The sequence below is a fragment of the Pseudomonas sp. Sample_20 genome, from assembly GCF_004307585.1.
Classification (GTDB): Bacteria; Pseudomonadota; Gammaproteobacteria; order Pseudomonadales; family Pseudomonadaceae; genus Aquipseudomonas; species Aquipseudomonas atacamensis.
In genome coordinates, this window is sequence record NZ_RCOA01000073.1 from 84,036 (window position 1) to 108,283 (window position 24,248).

A 24,248-nucleotide genomic window follows, 5' to 3' on the forward strand; every position below is an offset into this window, starting at 1 on the left:
GCGATGTCGCCTGTTTCGGTTATTCCCGCGGCTCGAGATTCAGGCACACCGAGTTGATGCAATAACGCAAGCCAGTCGGTGGCGGGCCATCCGGGAACACGTGCCCCAGATGCGCATCGCAGCGCGCGCACTTCACTTCAGTGCGAATCATGCCGTGGCTGGTGTCGCGGATCTCAGCCATCGCGCTATCGCCGATCGGCGCGTAAAAGCTCGGCCAGCCACAGCCGGAGTCGAATTTGGTCTTCGAGTCGAACAAAGGCTCGTTGCAGCACACACAGTGGTAGACACCGTCGGTTTTGGTGTCGTTGTATTTGCCCGAGAACGGACGCTCGGTGGCACTCAGACGGCAGACGTTGTACTGCTCGGGGTCGAGCATGGCACGCCATTCTTCCAGGGTTTTCTGCAACTTTTCCATCATCACACCTCAGCGGCTGAAAAAGCCCGATCTGTACCTTTTCCACGGATCGGGCGGCACGTATGATTGCGCCTCGTCACGCGCCAGTCTGGCAGCCAGACCGGGCGCATTCAAACGGATTCTGAGCGCAAAAGCGCCAGACCTCCGCCTGTGCGAAGACGCAGCAATCCCAGTACGGTTGTCCATTTGCCGCCTGGATCGTTCATTTTCGGGATCACATCGCCATGCAGTTCAGCAAATCGAACAAGCTCGCCAACGTCTGCTACGACATTCGCGGCCCGGTGCTCAAGCACGCCAAACGACTGGAAGAGGAAGGCCAGCGCATCCTCAAGCTGAACATCGGCAACCCGGCGCCGTTTGGTTTCGAAGCGCCGGACGAAATCCTCCAGGACGTGATCCGCAACCTGCCGACCGCGCAGGGCTACAGCGATTCCAAAGGCCTGTTCAGCGCGCGCAAGGCGGTGATGCAGTACTACCAGCAGAAGCAGGTTGAAGGTGTCGGCATCGAAGACATCTATCTGGGCAACGGTGTGTCCGAGCTGATCGTGATGTCGCTGCAGGCGCTGCTCAACAACGGCGACGAAGTGCTGGTGCCAGCCCCGGACTATCCGCTGTGGACCGCTGCCGTCAGCCTCGCTGGCGGTAACGCTGTGCATTATCTGTGCGACGAAGGCGCCGACTGGTTCCCGGATCTGGCCGACATCAAGGCCAAGATCACCCCGAACACCAAGGCCATGGTGATCATCAACCCGAACAACCCGACCGGTGCGGTGTACTCGAAGGAAGTGTTGCTGGGCATGCTGGAAATCGCCCGGGCGCACAATCTGGTGGTGTTCTCCGACGAGATCTACGACAAGATTCTTTATGACGACGCCGTGCATATCTGCACCGCTTCTCTGGCGCCGGACCTGCTCTGCCTGACCTTCAACGGCCTGTCGAAATCCTACCGCGTGGCCGGTTTCCGCTCCGGCTGGATTGCCATTTCCGGGCCGAAACACAACGCGCAGAGTTACATCGAAGGCATCGACATGCTGGCCAATATGCGCCTGTGCGCCAACGTGCCGAGCCAGCACGCGATCCAGACCGCGCTGGGCGGCTACCAGAGCATCAACGATCTGGTGCTGCCGCAGGGTCGCCTGCTGGAGCAGCGTAACCGCACGTGGGAACTGCTCAACGACATTCCCGGCGTCAGCTGCGTGAAGCCGATGGGCGCGTTGTATGCGTTCCCGAAAATCGACCCGAAGGTCTGCCCGATCCATAACGACGAGAAATTCGTGCTTGATCTGCTGCTTTCCGAGAAGCTGCTGGTGGTGCAGGGCACAGCGTTCAACTGGCCGTGGCCGGACCACTTCCGCGTGGTCACCCTGCCCCGCGTCGATGATCTGGAAATGGCCATCGGCCGCATCGGCAACTTCCTCAAGTCCTACCGCCAGTAATGGGCCAGCAGTGCGCAACGGATTGACTGTTGCGCACTGTCTGATTCAGCAACACATCTTTGTTCCGCGCCTTTGCAGCCCTTCTACACTTGCGATGCGAGCCGTACAGACGTATCTGACCTAATGGCGGCGGGGCGAAAGGCTGTGTCATCCGTGTCGGAATCGAGGGTGGGAATTTTCTTTTTCCTCAAGAAACCGCTGTAGGACACAGTTTGAAATAGTCACTCGGTTGAATAGCCCGGTGCCGCACCTTATATACCCCGCAGTACGCTACATCTTTAGCTTGAGGAGAGTTCTACAACCATGATGCGCATCCTGCTGTTTTTGGCCACTAACCTGGCGGTCGTGCTGATAGCCAGCATCACCCTGAGCCTGTTCGGCTTCAACGGGTTCATGGCGGCCAACGGGGTCGACCTCGACCTCAGTCAGCTGCTGGTTTTCTGTGCGGTCTTTGGTTTCGCCGGCTCGCTGTTCTCGCTGTTCATCTCCAAGTGGATGGCGAAGATGAGCACCGGCACGCAAATCATCAGCCAGCCACGCACCCGTCATGAGCAATGGCTGCTGCAAACGGTCGAGCAATTGTCCCGCGAAGCCGGGATCAAGATGCCTGAAGTCGGGATTTTCCCGGCCTACGAAGCGAATGCTTTCGCTACCGGCTGGAACAAGAACGACGCGCTGGTCGCGGTCAGCCAGGGCCTGCTCGAGCGATTCTCGCCCGATGAAGTGAAAGCCGTACTGGCCCACGAAATCGGTCACGTCGCCAACGGCGACATGGTCACGCTGGCGTTGATCCAGGGCGTGGTGAACACCTTTGTAATGTTCTTCGCGCGGATCATCGGCAACTTCGTCGACAAGGTCATCTTCAAGAACGAAGAAGGCCAGGGCATCGCCTACTACGTGGCGACCATCTTCGCCGAACTGGTGCTGGGCATCCTCGCCAGCGCAATCGTCATGTGGTTCTCGCGCAAACGCGAATTCCGTGCCGACGAAGCCGGCGCCCGCCTGGCCGGTACCAGCGCGATGATTGGCGCTCTGCAACGTCTGCGTGCCGAACAGGGCCTGCCGGTGCACATGCCCGACACCCTGAACGCCTTCGGCATCAACGGTGGCATCAAACAGGGCTTCGCCCGCATGTTCATGAGCCACCCGCCGCTGGAAGAGCGTATTGACGCACTGCGTCGTCGCGGTTGATTTGACCGAAGTGAAAAAGAAGGCCCGCAGCGATGCGGGCCTTTTTTTGTTTCTTCAGATCATGCGTTGTCGGCAAAGTCCCATTCGCGAGCAGGCTCGCTCCCACCTTTGAAATGCATTCCCCTGTGGGAGCGAGCCTGCTCGCGAAGACGCCGGAGCTGCTGACAGAAAACTATCTGGAAGAAACCCGATAAACCCGCTCCACCAACCACTCAACCCCGCCCTGCACAAACTTCGGGCTCTCAGCCAAAATATCCCGCTCTTCCAGTTTCTCCAGCTGCCAACCCTGGCCCAGCAGCCGCTGCGCCTCATCATCATTCACCGCAAACGGCGGTCCCGGGATCTGCGTCTGATCGTAATCCAGGGTAATCACCAGCCCTTTCATCTCCGGCGCCAGCAAGTGCTGCAAATGCGCCGCGTAGCGCTGGCGCATCGCGTCCGGCAAGGCAATCAGCGCGGCGCGGTCGTACAGCGCGGTGCAACCGGCAACATCCTCTGCCGTCAGCGCGAAAAAATCCCCGCACCACAGTTCGATGGCATCACTGCGGTAAATCTTGAATGCGCCCTTCTCGCTGATCTGCGGCTGCAATTGATGATCGCTGAAAAACTCCTCGACAGCCTTTTCCGCTAGCTCAACCCCAATCACCTGGTGTCCCTGCCCGGCAAGCCAGAGTAGATCCAGACTCTTCCCGCACAGCGGCACCAGCACACGGGCCGACGGTGCAATCGTCAGCTCCGGCCAATAGCGCTGCAAATACGGGTTGGCCTCGGCCTGATGAAAGCCGATCTGGTTCGAATCCCATTTCTTGTACCAAAACTCAGGCTGCATGGATCACTCCCGAAAAACCGATGAAAAACCGCAGAAACTTATATTGGATTCAGATCGATGATCTGACTGAAGATGGCTCATCTTAGCGCTCAGGAGCCCGTCCATGTTGCCCAGCCTGTTTATCTCCCACGGTTCACCGATGCTCGCGCTGGAGCCCGGTGCCAGCGGCCCGGCACTGGCGCGACTGGCCGCTGAACTGCCGCGCCCCAAAGCCATCGTCATCGTCTCGGCGCACTGGGAAAGCCAGGAACTGCTGGTCAGCAGCCACCCGCATCCGGAAACCTGGCACGACTTCGGCGGTTTCCCCCGTGCGCTGTTTGAAGTGCAGTACCCGGCACCGGGCAATCCGCATCTGGCCGCAGAAGTGGCTGAACTGCTGAGCGCCCATGACTTGCCGGCGCGGCTCGATCCGCAACGACCGTTCGATCATGGTGTCTGGGTGCCGCTGTCGTTGATGTATCCGCAAGCCGACATTCCGGTGGTGCAGGTTTCGCTGCCGAGTCGCGGCGGACCGACGTTACAGACGCGGGTTGGCCGTGCACTGGCGAGCCTGCGCGAACACGGCATTCTGTTGATCGGCTCCGGCAGCATCACCCACAACCTCCGCGAGCTGGACTGGCATGCCGGCCCGGAAAGCATTGAACCGTGGGCGCGGGATTTTCGTGACTGGATGATCGACAAACTGGCGGCCGACGATGAAACGGCGCTGCATGATTATCGCCAGCAGGCGCCGAACGCCGTGCGCAGTCACCCCAGTGATGAGCATCTGTTGCCGTTGTATTTTGCTCGCGGTGCTGGCGGGGTTTTCAGCGTGGCGCATCAGGGTTTCACGATGGGGGCGCTGGGCATGGATATTTATCGCTTCGGTTGAGGCCTTCGCGAGCAGGCTCGCTCCCACGGTAGCCAATGAACAGGCAAAAAAAATCCCCGAACCAGTCGGGGATTTTTTATGTTCGATCAATCAGCCCAAAGGCGGATCAATCTTCGCGGTAGCGACGCAGCTTGAGCTGCTTACCAGCCACGCGAGTGTCCTTCAGCTTGGTCAGGAGTTTTTCCAGACCTTCTTCCGGCAGCTCGACGAGGCTGAAGCTGTCACGCACCTGGATGCGACCGATCGCTTCACGGGCCAGACCGCCTTCGTTAAGGATGGCGCCCAGCAGGTTTTTCGCAGCGATACCGTCACGCGCACCCAGCGCGGTACGGCAACGAGCACGGCCTTCGCCCAAAGGCATTGGCGCGCGACGCTCGCGGTCACCACGATCAGGACGATCACCGGAACGCTCAGGACGGTCGCCACGCGGTGCGTTGTTCGGCACCAGTGGACGTTCCTTCTCGATCGCTGCCAGGTTTAGCGCTTGACCGTTGGTAGCCTTGCGCAGCAGCGCAGCAGCCAGTGCACGCGGGGTGCAACCGATGTCGGCAGTCAGGCGATCAAGCAGTTCACCGTGAGTCGATTCGGCATCAGCAACCAGCGGCGACAGGCTGTTGGTCAGTTTCTTGATGCGTGCATCGAGAACGGCTTGAGCGTCTGGCAGGCGTACTTCGGCAACTTTCTGCCCGGTTACGCGCTCGATCACTTGCAGCATGCGGCGCTCACGTGGAGTCACCAGCAGCAGTGCACGACCTTCGCGACCGGCACGGCCGGTACGGCCGATACGGTGTACGTAGGATTCCGGGTCGTACGGCATGTCAACGTTGAACACGTGAGTGATGCGCGGAACGTCCAGACCACGGGCAGCAACGTCGGTCGCGACAACGATGTCCAGACGGCCATCCTTGAGCGAGTCGATGACGCGCTCACGCTGGTTCTGGGCAATGTCACCGTTCAGCGCAGCGGCTTTGTAGCCTTTGGCTTCCAGGGCGCTGGCCAGGTCCAGGGTCGCTTGCTTGGTGCGCACGAACATGATCAGGGCGTCGAAGTCTTCGACTTCCAGCAGGCTGAGTACGGCCGAGGTTTTCTGGTCAGCGTGAACCAACAGGTGAGCCTGTTCGATCGCGGTAACGGTCTGGGTCTTGGTCTGGATCTTGACGTGTTGCGGATCGCGCAGGTGGCGTTCGGCAATGGCGCGGATCGACTGCGGCAGGGTCGCCGAGAACAGCACGGTCTGGCGGGTCGATGGCAGAGCCTTGAAGATGACTTCCAGGTCATCCATAAAGCCCAGCTTCAACATTTCGTCAGCTTCGTCGAGAACCAGATGGTTCACGGTCGACAGGACTTTCTCGTCGCGACGCAGGTGGTCGCACAGACGACCCGGAGTAGCGACAACAATCTGTGCGCCATTACGGATTGCCTTGAGTTGCGGGCCCATCGGCGCGCCGCCGTAGACAGCCACGACGGTGACGCCTGGCATTTGCTTGGCGTAGGTTTCAAAAGCGGTTGCTACTTGCAGCGCCAACTCTCGGGTTGGCGCCAGGATCAGGGCTTGCGGTTCGCGCTTGGCAGGATCGATGCGGTGCAGAATAGGCAGTGCGAACGCGGCGGTTTTACCGGTACCGGTTTGCGCCTGGCCAATCATGTCCTGGCCGGCCATGATGATCGGGATCGATTGCTGCTGAATCGCCGAAGGCTCTTCGTAGCCAGTCGCTGCGACGGCTGCAAGAATATTCGGGTTGAGATTAAAAGCGGCGAATCCGCCGGTTTCCTGGGTCATGGGTCTGCCTCTAAGTGCATCCGCAAAGACCCATGCTCCAAAGCTGCGCATGCCGTGTTGAGACTCAAGAGTCGCCCTGGCAGCTTTGTCGGCGGGGATTTGCGAAAACGAATGAATGAAGATGAATCGTCAAGGAAGAGCCCGCAATGCGGACGTGCAGCCGAAGCTGACTTCGGGAAATGCGCTACCTAAACGCGGCCCGGTTAAAGGCCGGCGCGCACTATACCGGATTTCGCCCGAAAAGGGAGCTTTTTTTGTGGCCCTTATCCGTGTGTCACCGCCGTGTAACGGGGTTTTGCGGATAATCGCGCAACGGTCTATTTTGCAAAGGCCCGGCCCTGCGGGCGATGACGCTTAAACGGTTCACCGACCTGCGGCAAAGCGCCGCGCACCCGCCCTTCCCGCTTGAGGATTTAGCCATGAATCAGCCCTGCGCCGGCCGCGTCAGCCGAGAACGTCGTGGTCATGTGCACTTGATCGGCCTCGATCGGGCGGCCAAGCGCAACGCTTTCGATATCGACCTGCTCAACGACCTGAGCCTGGCCTACGGCGAATTCGAAGCCGACCGCGAAGCGCGGGTCGCCGTGGTGTTCGGCCATGGCGAACACTTCACCGCCGGGCTCGATCTGGTCAATGCCAGCGCGGCGCTGGCCGAAGGCTGGCAGGTTCCAAGCGGCGGTTGCGATCCCTGGGGTGTTTTCGTCGGCCCGAGAGTGAGCAAACCGGTCATCGTCGCCGCGCAGGGTTACTGCCTGACCATCGGCATCGAGCTGATGCTGGCGGCGGACATCAACCTGTGCGCGAGCAATACTCGCTTCGCGCAGATGGAAGTGCAGCGTGGGATCTTTCCGTTTGGCGGCGCGACTTTGCGTTTCCAGCAGATTGCCGGCTGGGGCAATGCGATGCGCTGGTTGCTCACTGGCGATGAATTTGATGCCCACGATGCGTTGCATCTGGGCTTGGTCCAGGAAGTGATGGCCAGCGAAGACTTGCTGCCCCGCGCGATCGAGCTGGCCGAACGGATTGCCCGGCAGGCACCGCTGGGCGTGCAGGCGACCTTGATGTCAGCGCGACAGGCGCGTTATGAGGGTGAGACAGCGGCGGCGCAGGCATTACCGGCGCTGGTGAAGAAGTTGCTCGCCACTGAGGATGCCCGGGAGGGGGTGCGGTCGTTGGTGGAGCGGCGTCCGGGGATCTTCAAAGGCATCTGAAGATTCTGCTGCCTGTCAGGGCCTTTTCGCGAGCAGGCTCGCTCCCACAGGTAGAACGCATTTCAAATGTGGGAGCGAGCCTGCTCGCGAAGGGGGCGGTCCTGCCGGCTCAGGTCGCCGGGCGAATCGCGTTGATCAACGACTGCAACGAATAACCCAGCTGCGGCGCCAGCGCTTCGGCCCGCTGGGTCAGCGCCTGCATGTCCAGCGCCTGATCGAGATCCGCCGGAACGATCAGAATCACGTTGCCCTCCTTCACCGGCAACTCCCAGTAATGCCGGTGATAGAGCCCGCGCAACAACGCCGCGCCCAGCGGTTTGCCATCGTCGGTGGCCCACTGGTTGATCACCAGCCAGCCGCCCGGATTCAGGCGCTTCTGACAATCGCCGAGAAAACTCCAGGCCAGATGCCCGACACCGGGACCGACATCGGTATAGAGGTCGACGAAAATCAGATCCGCCGGCTCGGCAGTCGGCAGCAATTCCAGCGCATCGCCGACGCGTATATACAACCGCGGATCATCATCCAGACCGAGATATTCAATGGCCAGGCGCGGCACGTCCGGGCGCAGTTCGATGGCTTCGACGTCTTCCAGCGGCAGAAACTTCAGGCAAGCCTGGGTCAGCGTGCCCGCACCCAAACCGAGAAACAGCGCGCTCTCCGGCTGCTCGTGGCACAGCGCGCCGATCAGCATGGCGCGGGTGTAGTCGTACTCCAGCCAGCTCGGGTCGGCAGTGAACACGCAGCTCTGCTCGATCGCATCGCCGAACTCGAGAAAGCGGTAATCGGCCACTTCCAGCACGCGAATCACGCCGAACTCATCCTGTACTTCGGCGAGCAGATGCTCGACGCGCTCCTCAGTCATTTCGTCTCCTGATGGTCACCGGGCGCGGTGACGCGATGGCACCGCTGTGGCGCCGTGGCAAAGCGGCGATTGTCGGCGATGGGGCGGGAGCAGGTCACGCACTAATTGCTGCTAACATGGCGCTTCCCTGCGTACGAACTTCGAGACCGTGATGAGCCAACCGTGGAGCCCTGACAGCTGGCGCGCCCTGCCGATCCAGCAACAACCGCAATACCCCGACGCCGCGCACCTGCGCCAGGTCGAGCAAACCCTGGCCAGCTATCCGCCACTGGTGTTCGCCGGCGAAGCGCGCGAGCTGCGCCGCCAGTTCGCCGAAGTCACCCAGGGTCGCGCGTTCCTGTTGCAGGGCGGCGATTGCGCGGAAAGCTTCGCCGAATTTTCCGCCGCGAAGATCCGCGACACCTTCAAAGTGTTGCTGCAAATGGCAATCGTCATGACCTTCGCCGCTGGCTGCCCGGTGGTCAAGGTCGGGCGCATGGCCGGCCAGTTCGCCAAACCGCGTTCGGCCAACGACGAAACCATCGGCGGCGTAACCCTGCCGGCCTACCGTGGCGACATCGTCAACGGCATCGGCTTCGACGAAAAGAGCCGCGTGCCGGATCCGGAGCGTTTGCTGCAGTCCTATCATCAGTCCACAGCAACCTTGAACCTGTTGCGCGCTTTCGCCCAGGGCGGTTTTGCCGACCTGCATCAAGTGCACAAGTGGAACCTGGATTTCATCGCCAACTCGGCGCTGGCGGAGAAGTACAGCCACCTCGCCGACCGCATCGATGAAACCCTCGCGTTCATGCGCGCCTGCGGCATGGACAGCTCGCCGCAACTGCGCGAAACCAGTTTCTTCACTGCCCACGAAGCGCTGCTGCTGAATTACGAAGAAGCCTTCGTCCGCCGCGACAGCCTGACCAACGACTACTACGATTGCTCGGCGCACATGCTGTGGATCGGCGACCGCACCCGCCAGCTCGACGGCGCGCATGTCGAATTCCTGCGGGGGGTGAACAACCCGATCGGGGTCAAAGTCGGCCCGAGCATGAACCCTGATGACCTGATCCGCCTGATCGACGTGCTCAACCCGGATAACGATCCGGGCCGCTTGAACCTGATCGCACGGATGGGCGCGAACAAGGTCGGCGATCATCTGCCGGCACTGATCCGCGCGGTCCAGCGCGAAGGCAAGCAGGTGCTGTGGAGCTCCGATCCGATGCACGGCAACACCATCAAGGCCAGCAGCGGCTACAAGACCCGTGACTTCGCGCAGATCCTGGGCGAAGTGAAGCAGTTCTTCCAGGTGCACGAAGCGGAAGGCAGTTATGCCGGCGGCATTCATATCGAGATGACCGGACAGAACGTCACCGAGTGCATCGGCGGCGCGCGGCCGATTACCGAGGATGGCTTGTCCGATCGTTATCACACCCACTGCGATCCGCGGATGAATGCCGACCAGTCGCTGGAATTGGCGTTTTTGATTGCCGAGACTCTGAAGCAGGTCCGGCGATGAGGTTGGCGTTCTTTATTGCCTGAACTAGCCTCTTCGCGGGCAAGCCCGCTCCCACAGGGTTCGTGTCGTATGCAATTTATGTATCCGGCACAGAACCTGTGGGAGTCTGGCTTGCCAGCGATGGCGTCAGCTCAGTCGCACCCGATCTGCGCCAATGCCACCCCAAGCCGAGCTGCACTCTCCCGTCGACAATTCAACTGCACCCGCTCAAGCCCCAGCCAACCCGCCATCCGCCGCAAATTCAGCGCCAGCGCCAGCCTGCCCTCCTCGTCCAGTCCCGATTCTTCCTCATGCACCGCATGCACCGCCAACTGCCCTGCCGCCCGTTCGGCACGCAGATCAACCCGCGCGGCGATCCGCTCGTTGTGCAAAAACGGCAGCACGTAATAGCCGTAAACCCGCTTGGGCTGCGGTGTGTAGATTTCCAGGCGATAGCGGAAATCGAACAGGCGCTCAGTGCGGCTGCGCTCCCAGATCAGCGAATCGAACGGCGACAGCAGCGCACTGGCAATGACCTTGCGCGGCACTTTGGGCTCCGGCAGGCAATAGGCGATCTGCCGCCAGTCGGCGATTTCACACATCTGCAATTGACCAGCTTCAACCAACTCAGTCAGACGCGGGCGCGCATCCGCAGGGTTCAGGCGAAAGTAATCGCGCAGGTCTTTTTGCGTACCAACGCCCAATGCTTGCGCCGCATGCAAGAGCAAACCGCGTTGCGCCTCGGCCTCGTCCGGCGTGGGCTGTTGCAGGATCGCAGCAGGAATCACCCGCTCGGGCAAATCGTACAAGCGCTCGAAACCGCGTCGCCCCGCCACTGTGACTTCACCAGCGGCGAACAACCATTCCAGCGCATGTTTCTCGGCACTCCAGTCCCACCATGGCCCGGCCTTGTCTTCGCGGGTCGACAGACTGCCGGCACCCAGCGCGCCCCGCTCCTCAACCGCAGTCAGCACGCGGCGAATGGTTTCCTGTTGTTCGCGACCAAACCTCGCCAATTGCTGATAGATGTCTTCGCCACGCTTGGCCCGTTGCATACGCCAGCCCAGCAACGGGTACATCGACAGCGGCAACAGCGACGCTTCATGGCCCCAGTATTCGAACAGCGTGCGCCGACGCCCCGAACTCCAGGCAGCCTGGTCGAGCAAGTCAGATGGATAGGAACCGAGACGGGAAAACAGCGGCAGGTAGTGCGAGCGCACCACGGCATTGACGGAATCGATTTGCAGCAGACCCAGCCGTTCGATCAGCCGGTTGAGATGACTGGCATTGACGTTCGGCGGCTGGCGCCCGTTGAACCCTTGGGCAGCCAGCGCCAGACGTCGCGCCTGTTTGAGGGAAAAGGACACTGTCGCGGGCATTTATTCCTCCATGTCTGCTCGCAACCTACCTCACCTGAAAGGGGTTTGTGTAGCGATAGCCTCATCATTTATGCATCGGGTCGTCCCAGAACGGCCGCACGGTTTCGTGTTCGACATCGGCGCGGCTGATGCCGATGTCCTTCAGCGCCTCATCGCTCAGACCGGCGAGCATTTCCCGTTCGCGATGCAGCTCATACCAACGGCTGAATTTGTGCAGCAGATCGGACACGATATGGCCGTGGCCGGACAGCTGCTCTTGGTTTGCATACTCTCTTTGACCTTTCATCGCCTTGCCTCCTTTTGTGGATGGCTCAAGTCTCGCGCCGGCGCTAAGATCAATCCAACGAATGTTTCTGATGGCATGCATCACGGAGATTCATCAATTGTCCGCCTACCCCAGTATCGATACCGATGTCCTGCGCACCTTCGTCGCGATTGCCGATCAGGGCGGTTTCACCCGTGCTGGCGAGATGGTCAACCGCACCCAGTCGGCGGTGAGCATGCAGATGAAACGTCTGGAAGAAGACGTGTTGCAGCGCCAGCTGTTCGAGCGCGATGGCCGTCAGGTGCGGCTTACGGCTGAAGGCCAAGTGCTGCTTGGTTATGCGCGGCGCATCCTCAAACTGCACAGTGAGGTGTTCAACACCCTGCGCGAGCCGCACATGGTCGGCACCGTGCGCATCGGTACGCCGGATGATTATGTGATGCGTTTTCTGCCGGGAATCCTGTCGCGGTTCGCGCAGTTCTATCCGCTGATCCAGATCGAGGTGCATTGCGAGTCGAGCAAGCAGTTGCTGCAACGCACCGATCTGGACTTGTCGATCGTCACCCGTGAGCCGGGCAACGAGATCGGCCAGTTGCTGCGCAAGGAGCGCTTTGTCTGGGCCGAGGCGCAGAACTTCAGCGCCCATGAACAGACGCCGCTGCCCCTGGCGATGTTCAACAGTGATTGTTTCTGCCGCCTGTGGGCGTGCAATGCGCTGGACGCGATGGGCCGCGATTACCGCATCGCCTACAACAGCAGCAGCCTGTCGGCGCTGATGGCGGTAGTCAGCGCGGGGCTGGCGATCACCGCGCAACTCGAAAGCCTGATCACCCCGGACATGCGCATCCTTGGCGCCGCCGAAGACCTGCCACTGTTGCCCGAGGCGAGCATCATGCTGATCCGCAATCTGAACAACCCGTCGCCGATCACCGAGTGCCTGGCCGAGCACATCGTCGAGGGCTTCAAACTTTAAACGCGAGCATCACCGCACACAGCACCAGAAAGCCGCAGAACAGCCCACGCAGAATTTTTTCCGGCATGGCGTGGGCAACTTTCACGCCCCAACTGATGCTGAGCAGACCTCCGACCGCCAGAGGCAGACCGATCATCCAGTCGACTTCATGGTGCACGGCGTAGGTCACCAGGGTTACACCAGTGCTCGGCAGGGCCAGCGCCAGCGACAATCCCTGAGCAACCACTTGGCTGGTGCCGAACAGGCTGGTCAGCACCGGCGTCGCCACCACTGCGCCGCCGACGCCGAACAAACCGCCCATGGTCCCCGAGGCGGCGCCGAGCACGCCCAACCACGGCCACGAATAGCGCATCTCGGCAGTCGGCGCTGGTCGCGGACCGAACATCTTCAACAGGTTGTAGGCCGAAAGTGCTACCAAAAAGGCGACAAATCCGATGCGCATGGTCTGCGCATCGATGCCCACCGCCCAGATCGAGCCGAGCCAGGCAAAGCAGAAACCCATCACTGCCAGCGGCAGCGCATGGCGCAATTCGATGCGATTGCGCTGGTGATAACGCCACAGCGCCAGCATCACGTTCGGTACTACCATCACCAGCGCCGTACCTTGGGCGATCTGCTGATCAAGCCCAAACCAAACACCAAGCAACGGAATCGCGATCAAGCCACCGCCAATGCCAAAAATCCCGCCCAATGTGCCCAGGGCGGCGCCGAACAGCAGGTACAACAGAAAATCCATCACAACGGTAATCCTCTAACGACAGGCAACCAATGCTACGCACTCGCGCCTAGCGGGGAAACGCATAGCAACGCACAATGGCTATGCCGATTTTGCACAAGCGTGGTTTCCATGAATCCCAACCAATTGACCGATCAGCTCGGCCTGTTTCTCGATGTGCTGGAGAGTGGCAGCTTTTCTGCCGCTTCGCGCCGCCATCCGCTGACACCTTCCGCCGTAGCCCGGCGCATCGATAGCCTGGAAAGTGCCGTCGGCAGTCAGCTGTTCGTGCGCAGCACCCATGCCGTGCTGCCGACTTCGGCCGGCCTGGCCTTTGCCGAGCGGGCGCGACGGATCATCGCCGAGTTGCAACTGGCGCGTGCCGAAGCGGTGTCATTGAGCAGCGCACCGGAAGGCCTGATCCGCATCGATGCGCCAGCAGCTTTCGGGAGGCGGCATCTGGCGCCGGTGATTGCCGATTTTCTCCTGCTGTACCCGGGACTGGATGTGCAGATGCATCTGATCGACAGCTTCAGCGACATGGCCGGCAGCAGCCTGGGCAAAGTCGATCTGGTGCTGCGTACCGGCCAGTTGGCTGACTCGCGCCTGGTCGCCACGCCATTGGCGAGCATGGTCCGCGTCGCCTGCGCCAGCCCTGACTATCTCAAGCAGCGCGGCGTGCCCGAGCACCCGGCGCAGTTGAGTGAACACGACGGGCTCGACTGGGAGGGCCTTGCGCCGCCGTTTGCCTGGAAATTCGAAGTGGACGGGCAAATGCAATTGCACCGGCCATCGCGGGTGCGTCTGAGCGCCAACAATGCCGAAGCTCTGGCGTGTGGCGCGGCGGCGGGTCTGGGCGTCGCACACTTGCCGACCTGGCTGGCCAGCGAATACCTGCTGCGTGGCGAGCTGGTGCCGCTGTTTTGTGAAAATGGCCTGCCGCCTCCGGAGTCCACCGGCATTTACGCGCTGCGCATGGAACAGCAGGTCCATTCGCGCAGTCGGTTGTTGCTGGAATATCTGAAAACCCGCTTCAGCCCGGTGCCGCCGTGGGATCTGGCGCTGCAACGGCAATTCGCCCGGCACTGACGCCGGACATATTTATCTGGCGCCTTAAAGATTCGAGCGCTAGATTAAAAAACGATCAACGATCAAGGCTTTGACAATGACTTGCGAACGCGACAACTGCGACGACCTTCTGCTCGACAATCAGGCGTGCTTCGCCCTGCATTCGACCTCGCTGATGATGACCAAGGTCTACAAGCCGCTGTTGCAGGCGCTGGGCCTGACCTATCCGCAGTATCTGGCGATGATGGTGTTGTGGGAGAAGGACGGTTTGACTGTCGGAGAAATCAGCGCACGCCTGCTGACCGATCCGGGATCGCTGACGCCATTGCTCAAACGCCTGGAAGCCGAAGGCCTGCTCAGCCGCACCCGCAGTCGCGAAGATGAGCGGGTGGTGATTGTCGAACTGACCGCAGCGGGCCGAGCCTTGCGAGACAAGGCGCAGACGGTGCCGCAGTGCATTCTTGGCGCCAGTGGCTTCACCCTGGAACGTCTGCAGAAATTGCAGGCCGAGCTGCAAGCGCTGCGCGGACATCTGCAAGACAGCCTGAATTAAGCCCCGCTACATTCCCCTGTGGGAGCGAGCCTGCTCGCGAAAGCGTCCGATCAGACAGCGAGTCGTTGAATGTTCCACCGCCTTCGCGAGCAGGCTCGCTCCCACAGTGATTTCAGCGCCAACAAAAAAAATTTTCCCCGCCTGCATTCCCTCGCCAAGCGCTCTAAATCAAGCCTTACCCGCCCCTTCCACGCTATGCCCTTGAGCAAAACGCGATTTTTATTAAAAATTTATCTTGCGCACTAAACATTAGCGCTATACATTCTCTTCACACCTACTTAGCGCGCAAACAATTAGCGCACAAAACCACAACCAATGAGGCTCACACCATGCAAACTCTCTACACCGCAATCGCAACTTCCACTGGCGGCCGTGACGGTCGTGCGATCTCCAGCGACAACGTACTCGACGTCAAACTGGCCACCCCGAAAGAACTCGGCGGTGCTGGCGGTGCGGCGACCAACCCTGAGCAACTGTTCGCTGCCGGTTACTCGGCCTGCTTCATCGGCGCACTGAAATTCGTCGCCAGCCAGACCAAGCGCAAGATTCCTGACGACGCGTCGATTACCGCCCATGTCGGCATCGGCCAAATCCCTGGCGGTTTCGGTCTGGACATCGATTTGCACATCAGCCTGCCGGGCCTGGAACAAGCCGACGCGCAGTCGCTGGTCGACGCCGCTCACCAGGTCTGCCCGTACTCCAACGCCACCCGTGGCAACGTCGATGTCCGTCTGCACGTGACTGTGTAATCACCCAAGCCCCCGGCCCGAACAAGGAAAAATGAACATGAACACTTTCAGCAAAGTCTTGACCGGTACCCTTCTCGCCCTGTCGGTACACAGCGCTTTCGCCGGTGATGTCGAACACAACACCCAAGCATTCCTCGATGCGCTGAATTCAGGCAGCGGCAAGCCGATCGAGCAGCTGTCGCCCAAGGATGCCCGCGCCGTGCTGGTCGGCGCGCAGTCCGGGGTCAAGTTGACGTTGCCCAAAGCCGATGTCAGCGAGAAGACCATCCAGGTCGATGGCCAACCGCTGAGCCTGACCATCGTCCGGCCGGCCGGGGTCAAGGGTGAGCTGCCGGTGTTCATGTTCTTCCATGGCGGCGGCTGGGTGCTGGGGGACTTCCCGACTCACGAACGTCTGGTGCGCGATCTCGTGGTCGGTTCGGGTGCGGCGGCGGTGTTCGTCAACTACACCCCTTCGCCGGAAGCGCATTACCCGGTGGCGATCAACCAGGCCTACGCTGCGACCAAATGGGTGGCGGAACACGGTAAAGAGATCAATGTCGACGGCAAGCGCCTGGCCGTGGCCGGCAACAGCGTCGGCGGCAACATGGCCGCAGTGGTTGCGCTGATGGCCAAGGACAAGGGCACCCCGGCGATCAAATTCCAGGTACTGCTGTGGCCGGTGACCGATGCCAACTTCGACACCGGTTCGTACAACCAGTACGCCGAAGGGCACTTCCTCACCCGCAACATGATGAAGTGGTTCTGGGACAACTACACCACCGACGCCAAGCAGCGCAACGAGATCTACGCTTCACCGCTGCGCGCCACCACCGCGCAACTCAAAGGTCTGCCGCCTGCACTGGTGCAGACTGCCAGCGCCGACGTGTTGCGTGACGAAGGCGAAGCCTATGCGCGCAAACTCGATGAGGCCGGAGTACCGGTAACGTCGGTGCGGTTCAACGGCATGATCCACGATTACGGTTTGCTCAACGTGGTCAGCCAGGTACCGGCGGTGCGTTCGGCGATGTTGCAGGCGTCTGAAGAACTGAAGCAACACTTGAAGTAACCACCGTCCCATTGTGGGAGCGAGCCTGCTCGCGAAAGCGTCCCGTCAGACAGCGCTTCATTGAATGCCACACCGCATTCGCGAGCAGGCTCGCTCCCACAGGGTTCCGAGTGTTTCTTACAGGCACAAAAAAACCCGACTCAATGGTCGGGTTTTTTCTTTCCGCAAAAAGCAGTGCTTATTTCGCACGGCCTTTGTAGGAACCGCCTTCGCGGGTATCGATCTCGATCATGTCGCCGATTTCGATGAAGTCGGCAACCGACAGCTCGGTACCGTTCTTCAGTTTGGCAGGCTTCATCACCTTGCCGGAAGTATCACCGCGAGCGGAGCCTTCGGTGTAGTCAACCTGACGCACGATGGTGGTCGGCAGCTCTACGGAAACCAGACGCTCTTCGAAGAACACGGCTTCGCAAACGTCGGTCATGCCTTCTTCAACGAAAGGCAGAACGCTTTCGATGTCTTCGGCGTTCAGCTCGTACATGGTGTAGTCAGTGGTGTCCATGAACGTGTAGGTGTCACCGCTGATGAACGACAGGGTGGCTTCTTTACGATCCAGGATCACGTCGTCCAGTTTGTCGTCCGCACCGTAAACGGTTTCGGTCTTGTAACCGGTCAGCAGGTTCTTCAGCTTGGTCTTCATGATCGCGCTGTTACGGCCCGACTTGGTGAATTCAGCTTTCTGAACCAGCCAAGGATCGTTGTCGATACGGATCACGGTACCGGGTTTGAGTTCTTTACCAGTTTTCATTGCGAATATCCGAATTTGGATGGGATTTACAAAAATCTAGGCCGCGTATCATATCCAATTTACATAAAACTGTACCAGCGCCGTGGCAAGATCCGCCTGCAAGGCCTGTTCCAGACACCATGCCTCGGCGTTTTTCTCGAGTTCCGGCCAATGATTTCGCACCGCCAGCCAGTGCTCGCCGATCGGTTGCCCGGCACTCCACGCTCGCCACAGACCGTTCATCGCCTGCGCCGCAGCGGGCGGAAGGCCTTGGGTGTAGAGCGCGAGAAAAGCATCAAGCTTGTCCAGATGGATGTCATCGTCCTGCTGATAGATGTGCCAGAGCATCGGCCGCCCCGCCCATTGCGCGCGAACGAATGAATCTTCACCGCGCACCGCGTTGAAATCGCAGCACCAGAGCAGATGGTCGTATTGGTCCTGCCGGACGAACGGCAGCACCTGCACGGTGAGCGAATCGCGCACGTGAATTGCGCCGACCGTCAGGGTTTCTACCTCCAGCCAGCGCGCCACATCGCCGAGAATCCGCCCTTCCGGCACCAGCAGGTGAGTCGGCCGTGCATCGGCCGCCAGCACATCCAGCCAACTGGCCAACCCGGCGTTTTCATAAGCAAACAGCGAGATCAGTTGCGCATCGGGCGCGGGATCAATACCCAGACCTTGCAGGAAATGTCGCTGAGCCGGTCGATCCTGCTGAAACTGCCGACGCTGTTCGAGCAGTCCGCGTTCGCGCAGCAGGCCACCGGTGCCCGGTTTGAAGCCTGGAAAGAAAAAGAACTTCTGCACCGTTTTGTATTTTACCGACGGCAAGCCGTGGCAGCCGGTGACCCAGTCTTCGGCGCTGAGATAATCGAGATTGAGCCACAGCGGTGGCGTTTCCCGTGCGGCCATGCTGTCCATGTAGTCGGCGGGCAACTGACAGGCGAAGGCGGCGATGACTACGTCGGCCGCCTCGGCGTGCAGCCATTCGCTCGGCCACTGATGCACCTCGACACCCTGCTGCCACTGCTGCGCAAGATCAATATCGATCTCAGGACAGAGGCGCTCGAACGCGCGCAGATCATCCACCCACAGGCGCACCGGCAAGGCATGCTCGGCCACCAGCTGCCGGGCCAGGCGCCAGGTCACGCCGATGTCGCCGAAGTTATCGACCACGGTGCAAAAAATATCCCAGCGGGGTTTCGCTTTAGCCATGCCGTTCTCCCGTTGGCAAAAAACCTCGATTGTCCGCATAAATGCGCTCGCGCAGAAGAGCCGACGGCGATTAATCTTCGTGCGACAATCGCCGCTTGCCCGCAACCATCCGCCAGGAGGCCGCCATGCCCTACCGTCCCAATCCCCGTCGTCCCTTGCCTGTTCAGCTTAGCGCGCTGCATCTGACCGGCAGCATTGCGCTGGGCCTGTGGCTGGGGTTCCTGGCGATTGCGCTGACCTGCTGGCTGCTTTCGCGCTTTATCTTTCCCGAGCAACTGGCCCCTGTCGCGCAAGCGGTGCAGCAGCGCGTCAATCCCCCGGCTGTGGCGCCCGTGCAGGTTCAGCCGGACATTCCGCCGCAAAGTCCGCTGTTCCAACAGTACGAAGAAAACCTGCGCAAGAATGAACAGCAGGCCCGACTGGATCAGGCGCGCGCCAATTCGCGTAATGCGTCGAACCCGAAATGCCAGTTCTGGCTGCAGCAGGACCAGACCGCGCCGACGGAAAAGAGCCGCGCCAACGTTTTGCAATTCTGCGATTGATCATGAACAAACACAGTGTCCACCAGTTGATTCTCGACAAGCTGCGCATTGACCTCGACATCGCCGAGCGCGCCGCGCAAACCGCTTACGAAACCGCGACCCACGAAGAAAACATCGCCGAAAACAAGTACGACACGCTGGGGCTGGAGGCGTCGTATCTGGCGGCGGGTCAGGCGAAGCGGGTTGAGGAAATCCGTCAGTCACTGGCGCTGTGCCAGAACCTGACCTTGCGTGCCTACGATGAAAATCGCGGCATCGAAGTCGGCGCCCTGCTCGGTCTGGAGGACGAAAAGGGTCGCGAGCAATGGCTGTTTCTGGCGCCGGATGCGGCGGGGCTGAAAGTCGACGTGGTCGGTCAGCCGGTTACCGTCATCACCCCGCGCTCGCCGCTGGGCAAAAGCCTGCTGGGCAAGTTCGCGGGCGATGAGGTGGAGATTCTGGTGGCGGGCACCCGGCAACAGTTTGCTGTCACCGAGGTGCTCTGAAGCGGGTGCTTAGTGAACGGGCAGTTCGACGCCGTCGAACAGCTCTTCGAGCTCTTGCTTGTTGTGGCACTGAATGGCCTTGGCCATGACTTCGCGGGTCAGGTGCGGGGCGAATTTCTCGATGAAGTCGCACATGAAGCCACGCAGGAAGGTGCCACGACGGAAACCGATCTTGGTGATGCTCGACTCGAACAGTTCGCTGGCATCCAGCACCACCAGATCGTTATCGAGCTTGGTGTCGACCGCCATTTTAGCGACGATGCCCACGCCCAGCCCCAGACGCACGTAGGTTTTGATCACGTCGGCGTCAGCAGCGGTGAACACCACTTTCGGCGTCAGGCCACGATGGCTGAAGGCTTCGTCGAGCTTGGAACGGCCGGTGAAACCGAACACGTAAGTGACGATCGGATATTCGGCCAGCGCTTCGAGAGTCAGCTTCGGCAGCTTGGTCAGCGGGTGGCCATGGGGTACGACCACGCAGCGGTTCCAGCGGTAGCACGGCATCATCACCAGATCACCGAACAGCTCCAGCGCTTCAGTGGCAATGGCGAAATCGACGGTGCCGTCAGCGGCCATTTCGGCGATCTGCATCGGCGAGCCCTGATGCATGTGCAGGGCCACGTCCGGGTATTGCTTGATGAAATTGCTGATCACCGGCGGCAGCGCATAACGCGCCTGGGTGTGGGTGGTGGCGATCGACAGGGTGCCCTTCTTCTCGTTGGAGAATTCCTGGGCAATCTGCTTGATGCTTTCGACTTTGCGCAGGATCTCGCCAGCGGTGGTGATGATGCGCTCGCCGGCCGGGGTGACGCGGGTCAGGTGCTTGCCGCTGCGGGCGAAGACTTCGACGCCCAGCTCGTCTTCCAGCAGGCGGATCTGCTTACTGATGCCCGGTTGCGAGGTGTACAGGCTTTGAGCGGTAGCGGAAACGTTGAGGTCGTGGTGCGCCACTTCCCAGATGTAGCGCAGTTGTTGAAGCTTCATATCAATCCCTCAAAGCAGGTAGACGCCACGGGCATCAGCGACGGTATATAACTATATTAATGGTTCGAAGAATAAATCTAGAACTTTTTTATCAAAACGCCATTATTCCTGCTTCAGCGATCCTCACGCCGCCGACGTTCCATCAGCGGCACCAGATAGACCGGCACCTTGGCCAACTGCAGGACCCGCGCCGCCGTGCGCCCCAACGGCGTTTCCGCGCCGACGCCATGGCTGTGACTGCCGACGATCAGCAGATCGACCGAGAGCTTGTGCACCTGGTCGAGAATCACCTGCGACGGATCACCCTGCAGCACGCGCACCGCGCGAATGCGCTGCAGATCCTGTTCGCCGTCGTCCCCCAGTTCTTCACGAAAGCTGTCGAGCACCCGTTGTTCGATATTGGCGATGACTGTTTTCAGACCCTGACTATGGAATTCGTTCAATGCCTGTTCGTCGAGATAGCTTTGCAGCACCGACTCGGCAAACAGGCCCATGGGTTCCACCGCGTGTACTACATACAGATCGGCATTGAAGGTGCGCGCCAAGGCCAGGGCATGCTGCATCACGAACGGTGCGTACAGACCGAGGTCGGTGGCATACAGCATTGAGCGAATCATGGGACCTCCTCGCGAGCCAACGATGGCGGAGATTGATTCAGCTTAGCAGTGCCTTGGCGAGTACGACGTGCGACGCAACGTCCTGAATGAAAAGGCTCTAGATCGACGGTTCGTTGCTGATGCCATGGGGCACGTGGCCGGTGGCGACCACTTCGCGAGCCAGTTCGCAATGGCCGGTCTGGTCATCGAAGAACACGTCGGCGGCGAAGGCTTCGAGGAACGCCGATTTGGTCAGGCCACCGAGAAACAGCGACTCATCGAGACGAATATCCCATTCCCGCAAGGTGCGAATCACCCGCTCATGGGCCGGCGCCGAACGCGCGGTCACCAGCGCCGTGCGGATCGGGCAATCGTCATCGGGAAACTCGCGCTGCAACAGATTGAGCGCTGCCAGAAAGCCCTTGAACGGCCCACCACGCAATGGCTCGCGCGCCGATTCGCGTTCCTTGGCCTGAAACGCTTCCAGGCCGCCGGACTGATAGACGCGCTCGGACTCGTCCGAGAAGATCACCGCGTCACCGTCGAAGGCGATACGCAATTCATCGCTGGCCGCGCGGCTGGCGCCACCGGACAGAATCGTCGCGGCGGCGAACCCGGCGTCCAGCGCGGCACGCACGTCTTCGGCGTGGGTCGAGAGAAACAGGTCGCAGCCAAACGCTTTCAGATACGGATACGGACTGCGCCCGCCGACGAACGCCGCACGAGAAATCGCCAGGCCGTAATGATGAATCGAATTGAACACGCGCAGACCGGTGTCGGCGCTGTTGCGCGAGACCAGAATCACCTCGACCCGCGCGCGGCCGAGGCGACTGTTCAGGCTCAAGAGTTTTTCCACCAGCGGGAACGCATCGCCCGGCGCGAGGATTTCGTCTTCGTGCTCGATCTGATATTGCCGATAGGCTTCGACGCCGCTCGACAGGTAGACCTTGTGGCTTTCGCTCAGGTCGAACAAGGCGCGCGAGGAAATCGCCAGCACCAGTTTGTCATCGATGTTATTGGCCATGCCTTCCCCCAGAACAACCGACTCAGGTATTGCGTCGGCCGATAAAACCCAAATGGCGATACAACGCCTCGATGCGCGGCAACTCGCACCCCGCCGCTTTCGCCGCCGCCAGTGGCCGGGCGTAGATCGCCTCCAGCTCCAGCGGGCGTTTGTGTGCAAAGTCGTGGTACATGCTCGGCCAGTAATCGGGCATTTTCTCGGTCATGGTGAACAGGTACTCGGCATAGCCGGGCGGGATCTCGTATCCACAGGCCCGGGCGCCCTGCACCACTTCCGCCATCAACGCCTGAATCGACAGGCGGCTGTCAGCATCAGCCATCAGCGCTTCGGTTCCCGCGCCGAGCAATACCGAAAGTCCGTTATAAGGAATATTCCACACCAGTTTCTGCCAGCGCGCCTGATGCAGGTTGGCCATCGCCTGCGAGTCGATGCCGGCGGCACGGAACAGTCCGGCGCCCTCCTCGACGATCGCCATGCGCGCTACTTCATCAATGGCCGAGCCGCTGTGATAACCGACATTCACCGCGCCAAGGGCCTGATGGGTGATCTGCCCCGGCCCTTCGCGGTGCACGCAAATCAGGCACAGACCACCGAGCAGATGCAGCGAATCCGGCAACAGTGGTCGCAGGCTGTCTTCGACACCCAGACCGTTCTGCAGCAACAGCACTTTTGCATCAGGTTTGGCCGCTTGAATGATCGCCGGGGCCAGACCGGCGTTGCTGGTGGTCTTGGTGCCGACCAGCAGCCAGTCACAGGGAGGCATGTCTTCGGCAGCGGAATAGGCATTGGCCGGATGCAGCGTCAACGGGCCGTGCACCGCACTGTTGATTTGCAAACCGCGCTCAGCCACTGCGGAAAATTCGCTGCGCAACAAGAAATGCACATCGAAACCGGCACGCGCCAGCATCACCCCGTAAAACCCGCCGATCGCACCGGTGCCAATAATTCCCACCACCGGTTTGCTGACTGTCTCGCTCATGGCAACTCCTCTGCAATTCGACCCAGCGCCTGTGCCACTGCCTGGTTGAGCTCGGCAACCGTCAGGCGGCTGTGCACTGCGCCAAAGAACTCGCCGTCGCGCACCACAAACAGCGCCGGCAAATGAAACACCTGATAACGCTCGACCAGGCCGCCGTTGTTGCCGGCGTCGATCCAGCACAGCCGATCGATCGCCAGCGGCAATCCCGGCAACACCTCGCGGGCATAACGACAACTGGCACAGCCGACGCTGGTGAAGATCACCAGAGAAACCCCGCGCATCGCCAGCAGCCGCTGGTCGGCGTCGAAGTCGGTCAGCTCGGATTCGACCACTATACTGGGGGAAACAATGTCAGATGGCCGACACAGGGAGTCTGTGCTCATGGGACGTTTCATTCCTCATCCGGACGAAGTGCCGGTTGAATTGACGTTACTCAAGCCTGAATGCATTTCCAGACAACAGCTGCACACTATCAGCCTCGGCGGCATCGCTTGCAATTACCACCGCGCCTGGCGCCATGGCACTGCGCTGCAAGTGCGCATGCCGACGCTGAATGCCGACTTCTGTTATCCGGGCTATGTGGCCTGGTGTCTGCGGCGTAAAAAAGGCTATCTGGTGGGCATCGCTTTCACTGATGAACAGACCCTGTTCAGCGCGCGAATGGGTGAGCAGGTGTGTCAGATCGAACGCTATTCGCGCATGCAGGACAGCCACGACGATCTGCAGGATAGTCAGGCGCTGGCCCTGCAATGGGTCGAGAAGCACGCCGAAGAGTTCTCCCACGACAACCTGCGCAAGGCTTTTGCGCAGCCAGCGCTGGACTAAAGCACGGTTTGCCCATTGTCGAGCCGCCTCTGACGCGCTAAGGTTCGGC

General features: G+C 60.5%; 27 protein-coding genes. 13 read left to right on the forward strand and 14 right to left on the reverse strand.

What is annotated here, in order from left to right:
- Positions 1 to 19: 19 nt before the first annotated feature.
- On the reverse strand, positions 20 to 415 hold the full coding sequence (msrB, locus tag D8U70_RS16365) for a peptide-methionine (R)-S-oxide reductase MsrB (RefSeq protein ID WP_016770855.1): 396 nt from the start codon (positions 413 to 415) through the stop codon (positions 20 to 22).
- 224 nt (positions 416 to 639) lie between these two features.
- On the opposite strand from msrB, the gene D8U70_RS16370 reads away from it, so the two are divergent.
- Together D8U70_RS16370 and htpX are read left to right on the forward strand one after the other, a co-directional pair.
- Complete coding sequence (locus tag D8U70_RS16370) at positions 640 to 1,851, forward strand: pyridoxal phosphate-dependent aminotransferase (protein ID WP_016770856.1); 1,212 nt, start codon at positions 640 to 642, stop codon at positions 1,849 to 1,851.
- A gap of 303 nt (positions 1,852 to 2,154) precedes the next feature.
- A complete protein-coding gene (gene htpX / locus D8U70_RS16375; RefSeq protein WP_007908619.1) occupies positions 2,155 to 3,042 on the forward strand; it encodes a protease HtpX in 888 nt (295 codons plus the stop codon).
- 172 nt (positions 3,043 to 3,214) lie between these two features.
- On the opposite strand, the gene D8U70_RS16380 is transcribed toward htpX, so the two are convergent.
- Positions 3,215 to 3,871 carry a thiopurine S-methyltransferase gene (locus tag D8U70_RS16380; protein ID WP_130929306.1) on the reverse strand — a complete coding sequence of 219 codons (657 nt, stop codon included), beginning with the start codon at positions 3,869 to 3,871 and terminating at the stop codon, positions 3,215 to 3,217.
- A 103-nt stretch (positions 3,872 to 3,974) separates the two neighbouring features.
- Here D8U70_RS16380 and D8U70_RS16385 point away from each other — a divergent pair, with 103 nt between their 5' ends.
- On the forward strand, positions 3,975 to 4,742 hold the full coding sequence (locus tag D8U70_RS16385; protein ID WP_130929307.1) for a class III extradiol ring-cleavage dioxygenase: 768 nt from the start codon (positions 3,975 to 3,977) through the stop codon (positions 4,740 to 4,742).
- 106 nt (positions 4,743 to 4,848) lie between these two features.
- On the opposite strand, the gene D8U70_RS16390 is transcribed toward D8U70_RS16385, so the two are convergent.
- Positions 4,849 to 6,522 (reverse strand): DEAD/DEAH box helicase, encoded by a 1,674-nt coding sequence (locus D8U70_RS16390; RefSeq protein ID WP_130929308.1) that lies wholly within the window; start codon positions 6,520 to 6,522, stop codon positions 4,849 to 4,851.
- Positions 6,523 to 6,941: 419 nt separating this feature from the next.
- On the opposite strand from D8U70_RS16390, the gene D8U70_RS16395 reads away from it, so the two are divergent.
- Positions 6,942 to 7,733 carry a crotonase/enoyl-CoA hydratase family protein gene (locus tag D8U70_RS16395; protein WP_073472434.1) on the forward strand — a complete coding sequence of 264 codons (792 nt, stop codon included), beginning with the start codon at positions 6,942 to 6,944 and terminating at the stop codon, positions 7,731 to 7,733.
- A gap of 109 nt (positions 7,734 to 7,842) precedes the next feature.
- Here the strand turns inward: D8U70_RS16395 and D8U70_RS16400 are convergent, their stop codons facing one another.
- Positions 7,843 to 8,598, reverse strand: a complete 756-nt coding sequence (locus D8U70_RS16400) for a spermidine synthase (protein WP_024013768.1) — start codon at positions 8,596 to 8,598, stop codon at positions 7,843 to 7,845.
- Positions 8,599 to 8,749: 151 nt separating this feature from the next.
- Between D8U70_RS16400 and D8U70_RS16405 the strand changes: the two genes are divergently transcribed.
- On the forward strand, positions 8,750 to 10,096 hold the full coding sequence (locus D8U70_RS16405) for a 3-deoxy-7-phosphoheptulonate synthase class II (RefSeq protein WP_038861070.1): 1,347 nt from the start codon (positions 8,750 to 8,752) through the stop codon (positions 10,094 to 10,096).
- A gap of 131 nt (positions 10,097 to 10,227) precedes the next feature.
- On the opposite strand, the gene D8U70_RS16410 is transcribed toward D8U70_RS16405, so the two are convergent.
- On the reverse strand, positions 10,228 to 11,454 hold the full coding sequence (locus D8U70_RS16410; RefSeq protein ID WP_130929309.1) for a winged helix-turn-helix domain-containing protein: 1,227 nt from the start codon (positions 11,452 to 11,454) through the stop codon (positions 10,228 to 10,230).
- A gap of 64 nt (positions 11,455 to 11,518) precedes the next feature.
- On the reverse strand, positions 11,519 to 11,740 hold the full coding sequence (locus tag D8U70_RS16415) for a DUF1127 domain-containing protein (RefSeq protein WP_130929310.1): 222 nt from the start codon (positions 11,738 to 11,740) through the stop codon (positions 11,519 to 11,521).
- A gap of 97 nt (positions 11,741 to 11,837) precedes the next feature.
- Between D8U70_RS16415 and D8U70_RS16420 the strand changes: the two genes are divergently transcribed.
- Complete coding sequence (locus D8U70_RS16420; protein WP_172667885.1) at positions 11,838 to 12,692, forward strand: LysR substrate-binding domain-containing protein; 855 nt, start codon at positions 11,838 to 11,840, stop codon at positions 12,690 to 12,692.
- Here the strand turns inward: D8U70_RS16420 and D8U70_RS16425 are convergent.
- Complete coding sequence (locus D8U70_RS16425) at positions 12,682 to 13,431, reverse strand: sulfite exporter TauE/SafE family protein (protein ID WP_016770866.1); 750 nt, start codon at positions 13,429 to 13,431, stop codon at positions 12,682 to 12,684. The genes D8U70_RS16420 and D8U70_RS16425 overlap by 11 nt on opposite strands.
- 108 nt (positions 13,432 to 13,539) lie before the next feature.
- Here D8U70_RS16425 and D8U70_RS16430 point away from each other — a divergent pair, with 108 nt between their 5' ends.
- From D8U70_RS16430 to D8U70_RS16445, 4 genes are all read left to right on the forward strand, one after another.
- Positions 13,540 to 14,496, forward strand: coding sequence for a LysR family transcriptional regulator (locus D8U70_RS16430; RefSeq protein ID WP_016770867.1), 957 nt, complete (start codon positions 13,540 to 13,542; stop codon positions 14,494 to 14,496).
- A gap of 76 nt (positions 14,497 to 14,572) precedes the next feature.
- Positions 14,573 to 15,028 carry a MarR family transcriptional regulator gene (locus tag D8U70_RS16435; protein WP_073472431.1) on the forward strand — a complete coding sequence of 152 codons (456 nt, stop codon included), beginning with the start codon at positions 14,573 to 14,575 and terminating at the stop codon, positions 15,026 to 15,028.
- Between the two features lie 329 nt (positions 15,029 to 15,357).
- Positions 15,358 to 15,777, forward strand: a complete 420-nt coding sequence (locus D8U70_RS16440) for an organic hydroperoxide resistance protein (protein ID WP_007940002.1) — start codon at positions 15,358 to 15,360, stop codon at positions 15,775 to 15,777.
- Positions 15,778 to 15,814: 37 nt separating this feature from the next.
- Positions 15,815 to 16,825, forward strand: coding sequence for an alpha/beta hydrolase (locus D8U70_RS16445; RefSeq protein WP_122707264.1), 1,011 nt, complete (start codon positions 15,815 to 15,817; stop codon positions 16,823 to 16,825).
- A gap of 178 nt (positions 16,826 to 17,003) precedes the next feature.
- Here D8U70_RS16445 and D8U70_RS16450 read toward each other — a convergent pair whose 3' ends face one another.
- Positions 17,004 to 17,573, reverse strand: coding sequence for an elongation factor P (locus D8U70_RS16450; protein WP_003226785.1), 570 nt, complete (start codon positions 17,571 to 17,573; stop codon positions 17,004 to 17,006).
- Between the two features lie 48 nt (positions 17,574 to 17,621).
- On the reverse strand, positions 17,622 to 18,764 hold the full coding sequence (earP, locus tag D8U70_RS16455; RefSeq protein WP_130929311.1) for an elongation factor P maturation arginine rhamnosyltransferase EarP: 1,143 nt from the start codon (positions 18,762 to 18,764) through the stop codon (positions 17,622 to 17,624).
- Between the two features lie 125 nt (positions 18,765 to 18,889).
- On the opposite strand from earP, the gene D8U70_RS16460 reads away from it, so the two are divergent.
- Both D8U70_RS16460 and D8U70_RS16465 read left to right on the forward strand, forming a co-directional pair.
- On the forward strand, positions 18,890 to 19,306 hold the full coding sequence (locus D8U70_RS16460) for a hypothetical protein (protein ID WP_056788478.1): 417 nt from the start codon (positions 18,890 to 18,892) through the stop codon (positions 19,304 to 19,306).
- Positions 19,307 to 19,308: 2 nt separating this feature from the next.
- Positions 19,309 to 19,791, forward strand: coding sequence for a GreA/GreB family elongation factor (locus tag D8U70_RS16465; protein WP_110646061.1), 483 nt, complete (start codon positions 19,309 to 19,311; stop codon positions 19,789 to 19,791).
- A 9-nt stretch (positions 19,792 to 19,800) separates the two neighbouring features.
- Here D8U70_RS16465 and cysB read toward each other — a convergent pair whose 3' ends face one another.
- The 5 genes from cysB to D8U70_RS16490 all read right to left on the reverse strand — a co-directional run bounded on the left by cysB (position 19,801) and on the right by D8U70_RS16490 (position 23,757).
- Entirely contained in the window at positions 19,801 to 20,775 is a 975-nt protein-coding gene (gene cysB / locus D8U70_RS16470) for an HTH-type transcriptional regulator CysB (protein WP_016770873.1), read from the reverse strand.
- Between the two features lie 113 nt (positions 20,776 to 20,888).
- Positions 20,889 to 21,392: a universal stress protein gene (locus D8U70_RS16475; protein WP_016770874.1), complete on the reverse strand. Its 504-nt coding sequence runs from the start codon at positions 21,390 to 21,392 to the stop codon at positions 20,889 to 20,891.
- Positions 21,393 to 21,489: 97 nt separating this feature from the next.
- Positions 21,490 to 22,395: a 5'-nucleotidase gene (locus D8U70_RS16480; protein WP_039759920.1), complete on the reverse strand. Its 906-nt coding sequence runs from the start codon at positions 22,393 to 22,395 to the stop codon at positions 21,490 to 21,492.
- Positions 22,396 to 22,417: 22 nt separating this feature from the next.
- Complete coding sequence (locus D8U70_RS16485) at positions 22,418 to 23,374, reverse strand: putative 2-dehydropantoate 2-reductase (RefSeq protein WP_130929312.1); 957 nt, start codon at positions 23,372 to 23,374, stop codon at positions 22,418 to 22,420.
- A complete protein-coding gene (locus D8U70_RS16490; RefSeq protein WP_073472427.1) occupies positions 23,371 to 23,757 on the reverse strand; it encodes a thioredoxin family protein in 387 nt (128 codons plus the stop codon). Before D8U70_RS16490 ends, D8U70_RS16485 begins: the two co-directional genes overlap by 4 nt.
- On the opposite strand from D8U70_RS16490, the gene D8U70_RS16495 reads away from it, so the two are divergent.
- Entirely contained in the window at positions 23,756 to 24,199 is a 444-nt protein-coding gene (locus D8U70_RS16495) for a PilZ domain-containing protein (RefSeq protein WP_130929313.1), read from the forward strand. The two genes, D8U70_RS16490 and D8U70_RS16495, sit on opposite strands and share 2 nt — an antisense overlap.
- Positions 24,200 to 24,248: the final 49 nt, after the last annotated feature.

What these genes read in the sequence shown, in the direction of transcription:
- msrB (WP_016770855.1), bottom strand. Translation starts at nt 415, where the DNA reads ATGGAAAAGTTGCAGAAAACCCTGGAAGAATGGCGTGCCATGCTCGAC.
- D8U70_RS16370 (WP_016770856.1), top strand. Translation starts at nt 640, where the DNA reads ATGCAGTTCAGCAAATCGAACAAGCTCGCCAACGTCTGCTACGACATT.
- htpX (WP_007908619.1), top strand. Translation starts at nt 2,155, where the DNA reads ATGATGCGCATCCTGCTGTTTTTGGCCACTAACCTGGCGGTCGTGCTG.
- D8U70_RS16380 (WP_130929306.1), bottom strand. Translation starts at nt 3,871, where the DNA reads ATGCAGCCTGAGTTTTGGTACAAGAAATGGGATTCGAACCAGATCGGC.
- D8U70_RS16385 (WP_130929307.1), top strand. Translation starts at nt 3,975, where the DNA reads ATGTTGCCCAGCCTGTTTATCTCCCACGGTTCACCGATGCTCGCGCTG.
- D8U70_RS16390 (WP_130929308.1), bottom strand. Translation starts at nt 6,522, where the DNA reads ATGACCCAGGAAACCGGCGGATTCGCCGCTTTTAATCTCAACCCGAAT.
- D8U70_RS16395 (WP_073472434.1), top strand. Translation starts at nt 6,942, where the DNA reads ATGAATCAGCCCTGCGCCGGCCGCGTCAGCCGAGAACGTCGTGGTCAT.
- D8U70_RS16400 (WP_024013768.1), bottom strand. Translation starts at nt 8,598, where the DNA reads ATGACTGAGGAGCGCGTCGAGCATCTGCTCGCCGAAGTACAGGATGAG.
- D8U70_RS16405 (WP_038861070.1), top strand. Translation starts at nt 8,750, where the DNA reads ATGAGCCAACCGTGGAGCCCTGACAGCTGGCGCGCCCTGCCGATCCAG.
- D8U70_RS16410 (WP_130929309.1), bottom strand. Translation starts at nt 11,454, where the DNA reads ATGCCCGCGACAGTGTCCTTTTCCCTCAAACAGGCGCGACGTCTGGCG.
- D8U70_RS16415 (WP_130929310.1), bottom strand. Translation starts at nt 11,740, where the DNA reads ATGAAAGGTCAAAGAGAGTATGCAAACCAAGAGCAGCTGTCCGGCCAC.
- D8U70_RS16430 (WP_016770867.1), top strand. Translation starts at nt 13,540, where the DNA reads ATGAATCCCAACCAATTGACCGATCAGCTCGGCCTGTTTCTCGATGTG.
- D8U70_RS16435 (WP_073472431.1), top strand. Translation starts at nt 14,573, where the DNA reads ATGACTTGCGAACGCGACAACTGCGACGACCTTCTGCTCGACAATCAG.
- D8U70_RS16440 (WP_007940002.1), top strand. Translation starts at nt 15,358, where the DNA reads ATGCAAACTCTCTACACCGCAATCGCAACTTCCACTGGCGGCCGTGAC.
- D8U70_RS16445 (WP_122707264.1), top strand. Translation starts at nt 15,815, where the DNA reads ATGAACACTTTCAGCAAAGTCTTGACCGGTACCCTTCTCGCCCTGTCG.
- D8U70_RS16450 (WP_003226785.1), bottom strand. Translation starts at nt 17,573, where the DNA reads ATGAAAACTGGTAAAGAACTCAAACCCGGTACCGTGATCCGTATCGAC.
- earP (WP_130929311.1), bottom strand. Translation starts at nt 18,764, where the DNA reads ATGGCTAAAGCGAAACCCCGCTGGGATATTTTTTGCACCGTGGTCGAT.
- D8U70_RS16460 (WP_056788478.1), top strand. Translation starts at nt 18,890, where the DNA reads ATGCCCTACCGTCCCAATCCCCGTCGTCCCTTGCCTGTTCAGCTTAGC.
- D8U70_RS16465 (WP_110646061.1), top strand. Translation starts at nt 19,309, where the DNA reads ATGAACAAACACAGTGTCCACCAGTTGATTCTCGACAAGCTGCGCATT.
- cysB (WP_016770873.1), bottom strand. Translation starts at nt 20,775, where the DNA reads ATGAAGCTTCAACAACTGCGCTACATCTGGGAAGTGGCGCACCACGAC.
- D8U70_RS16475 (WP_016770874.1), bottom strand. Translation starts at nt 21,392, where the DNA reads ATGATTCGCTCAATGCTGTATGCCACCGACCTCGGTCTGTACGCACCG.
- D8U70_RS16480 (WP_039759920.1), bottom strand. Translation starts at nt 22,395, where the DNA reads ATGGCCAATAACATCGATGACAAACTGGTGCTGGCGATTTCCTCGCGC.
- D8U70_RS16485 (WP_130929312.1), bottom strand. Translation starts at nt 23,374, where the DNA reads ATGAGCGAGACAGTCAGCAAACCGGTGGTGGGAATTATTGGCACCGGT.
- D8U70_RS16495 (WP_130929313.1), top strand. Translation starts at nt 23,756, where the DNA reads ATGGGACGTTTCATTCCTCATCCGGACGAAGTGCCGGTTGAATTGACG.
- D8U70_RS16490 (WP_073472427.1), bottom strand. Translation starts at nt 23,757, where the DNA reads ATGAGCACAGACTCCCTGTGTCGGCCATCTGACATTGTTTCCCCCAGT.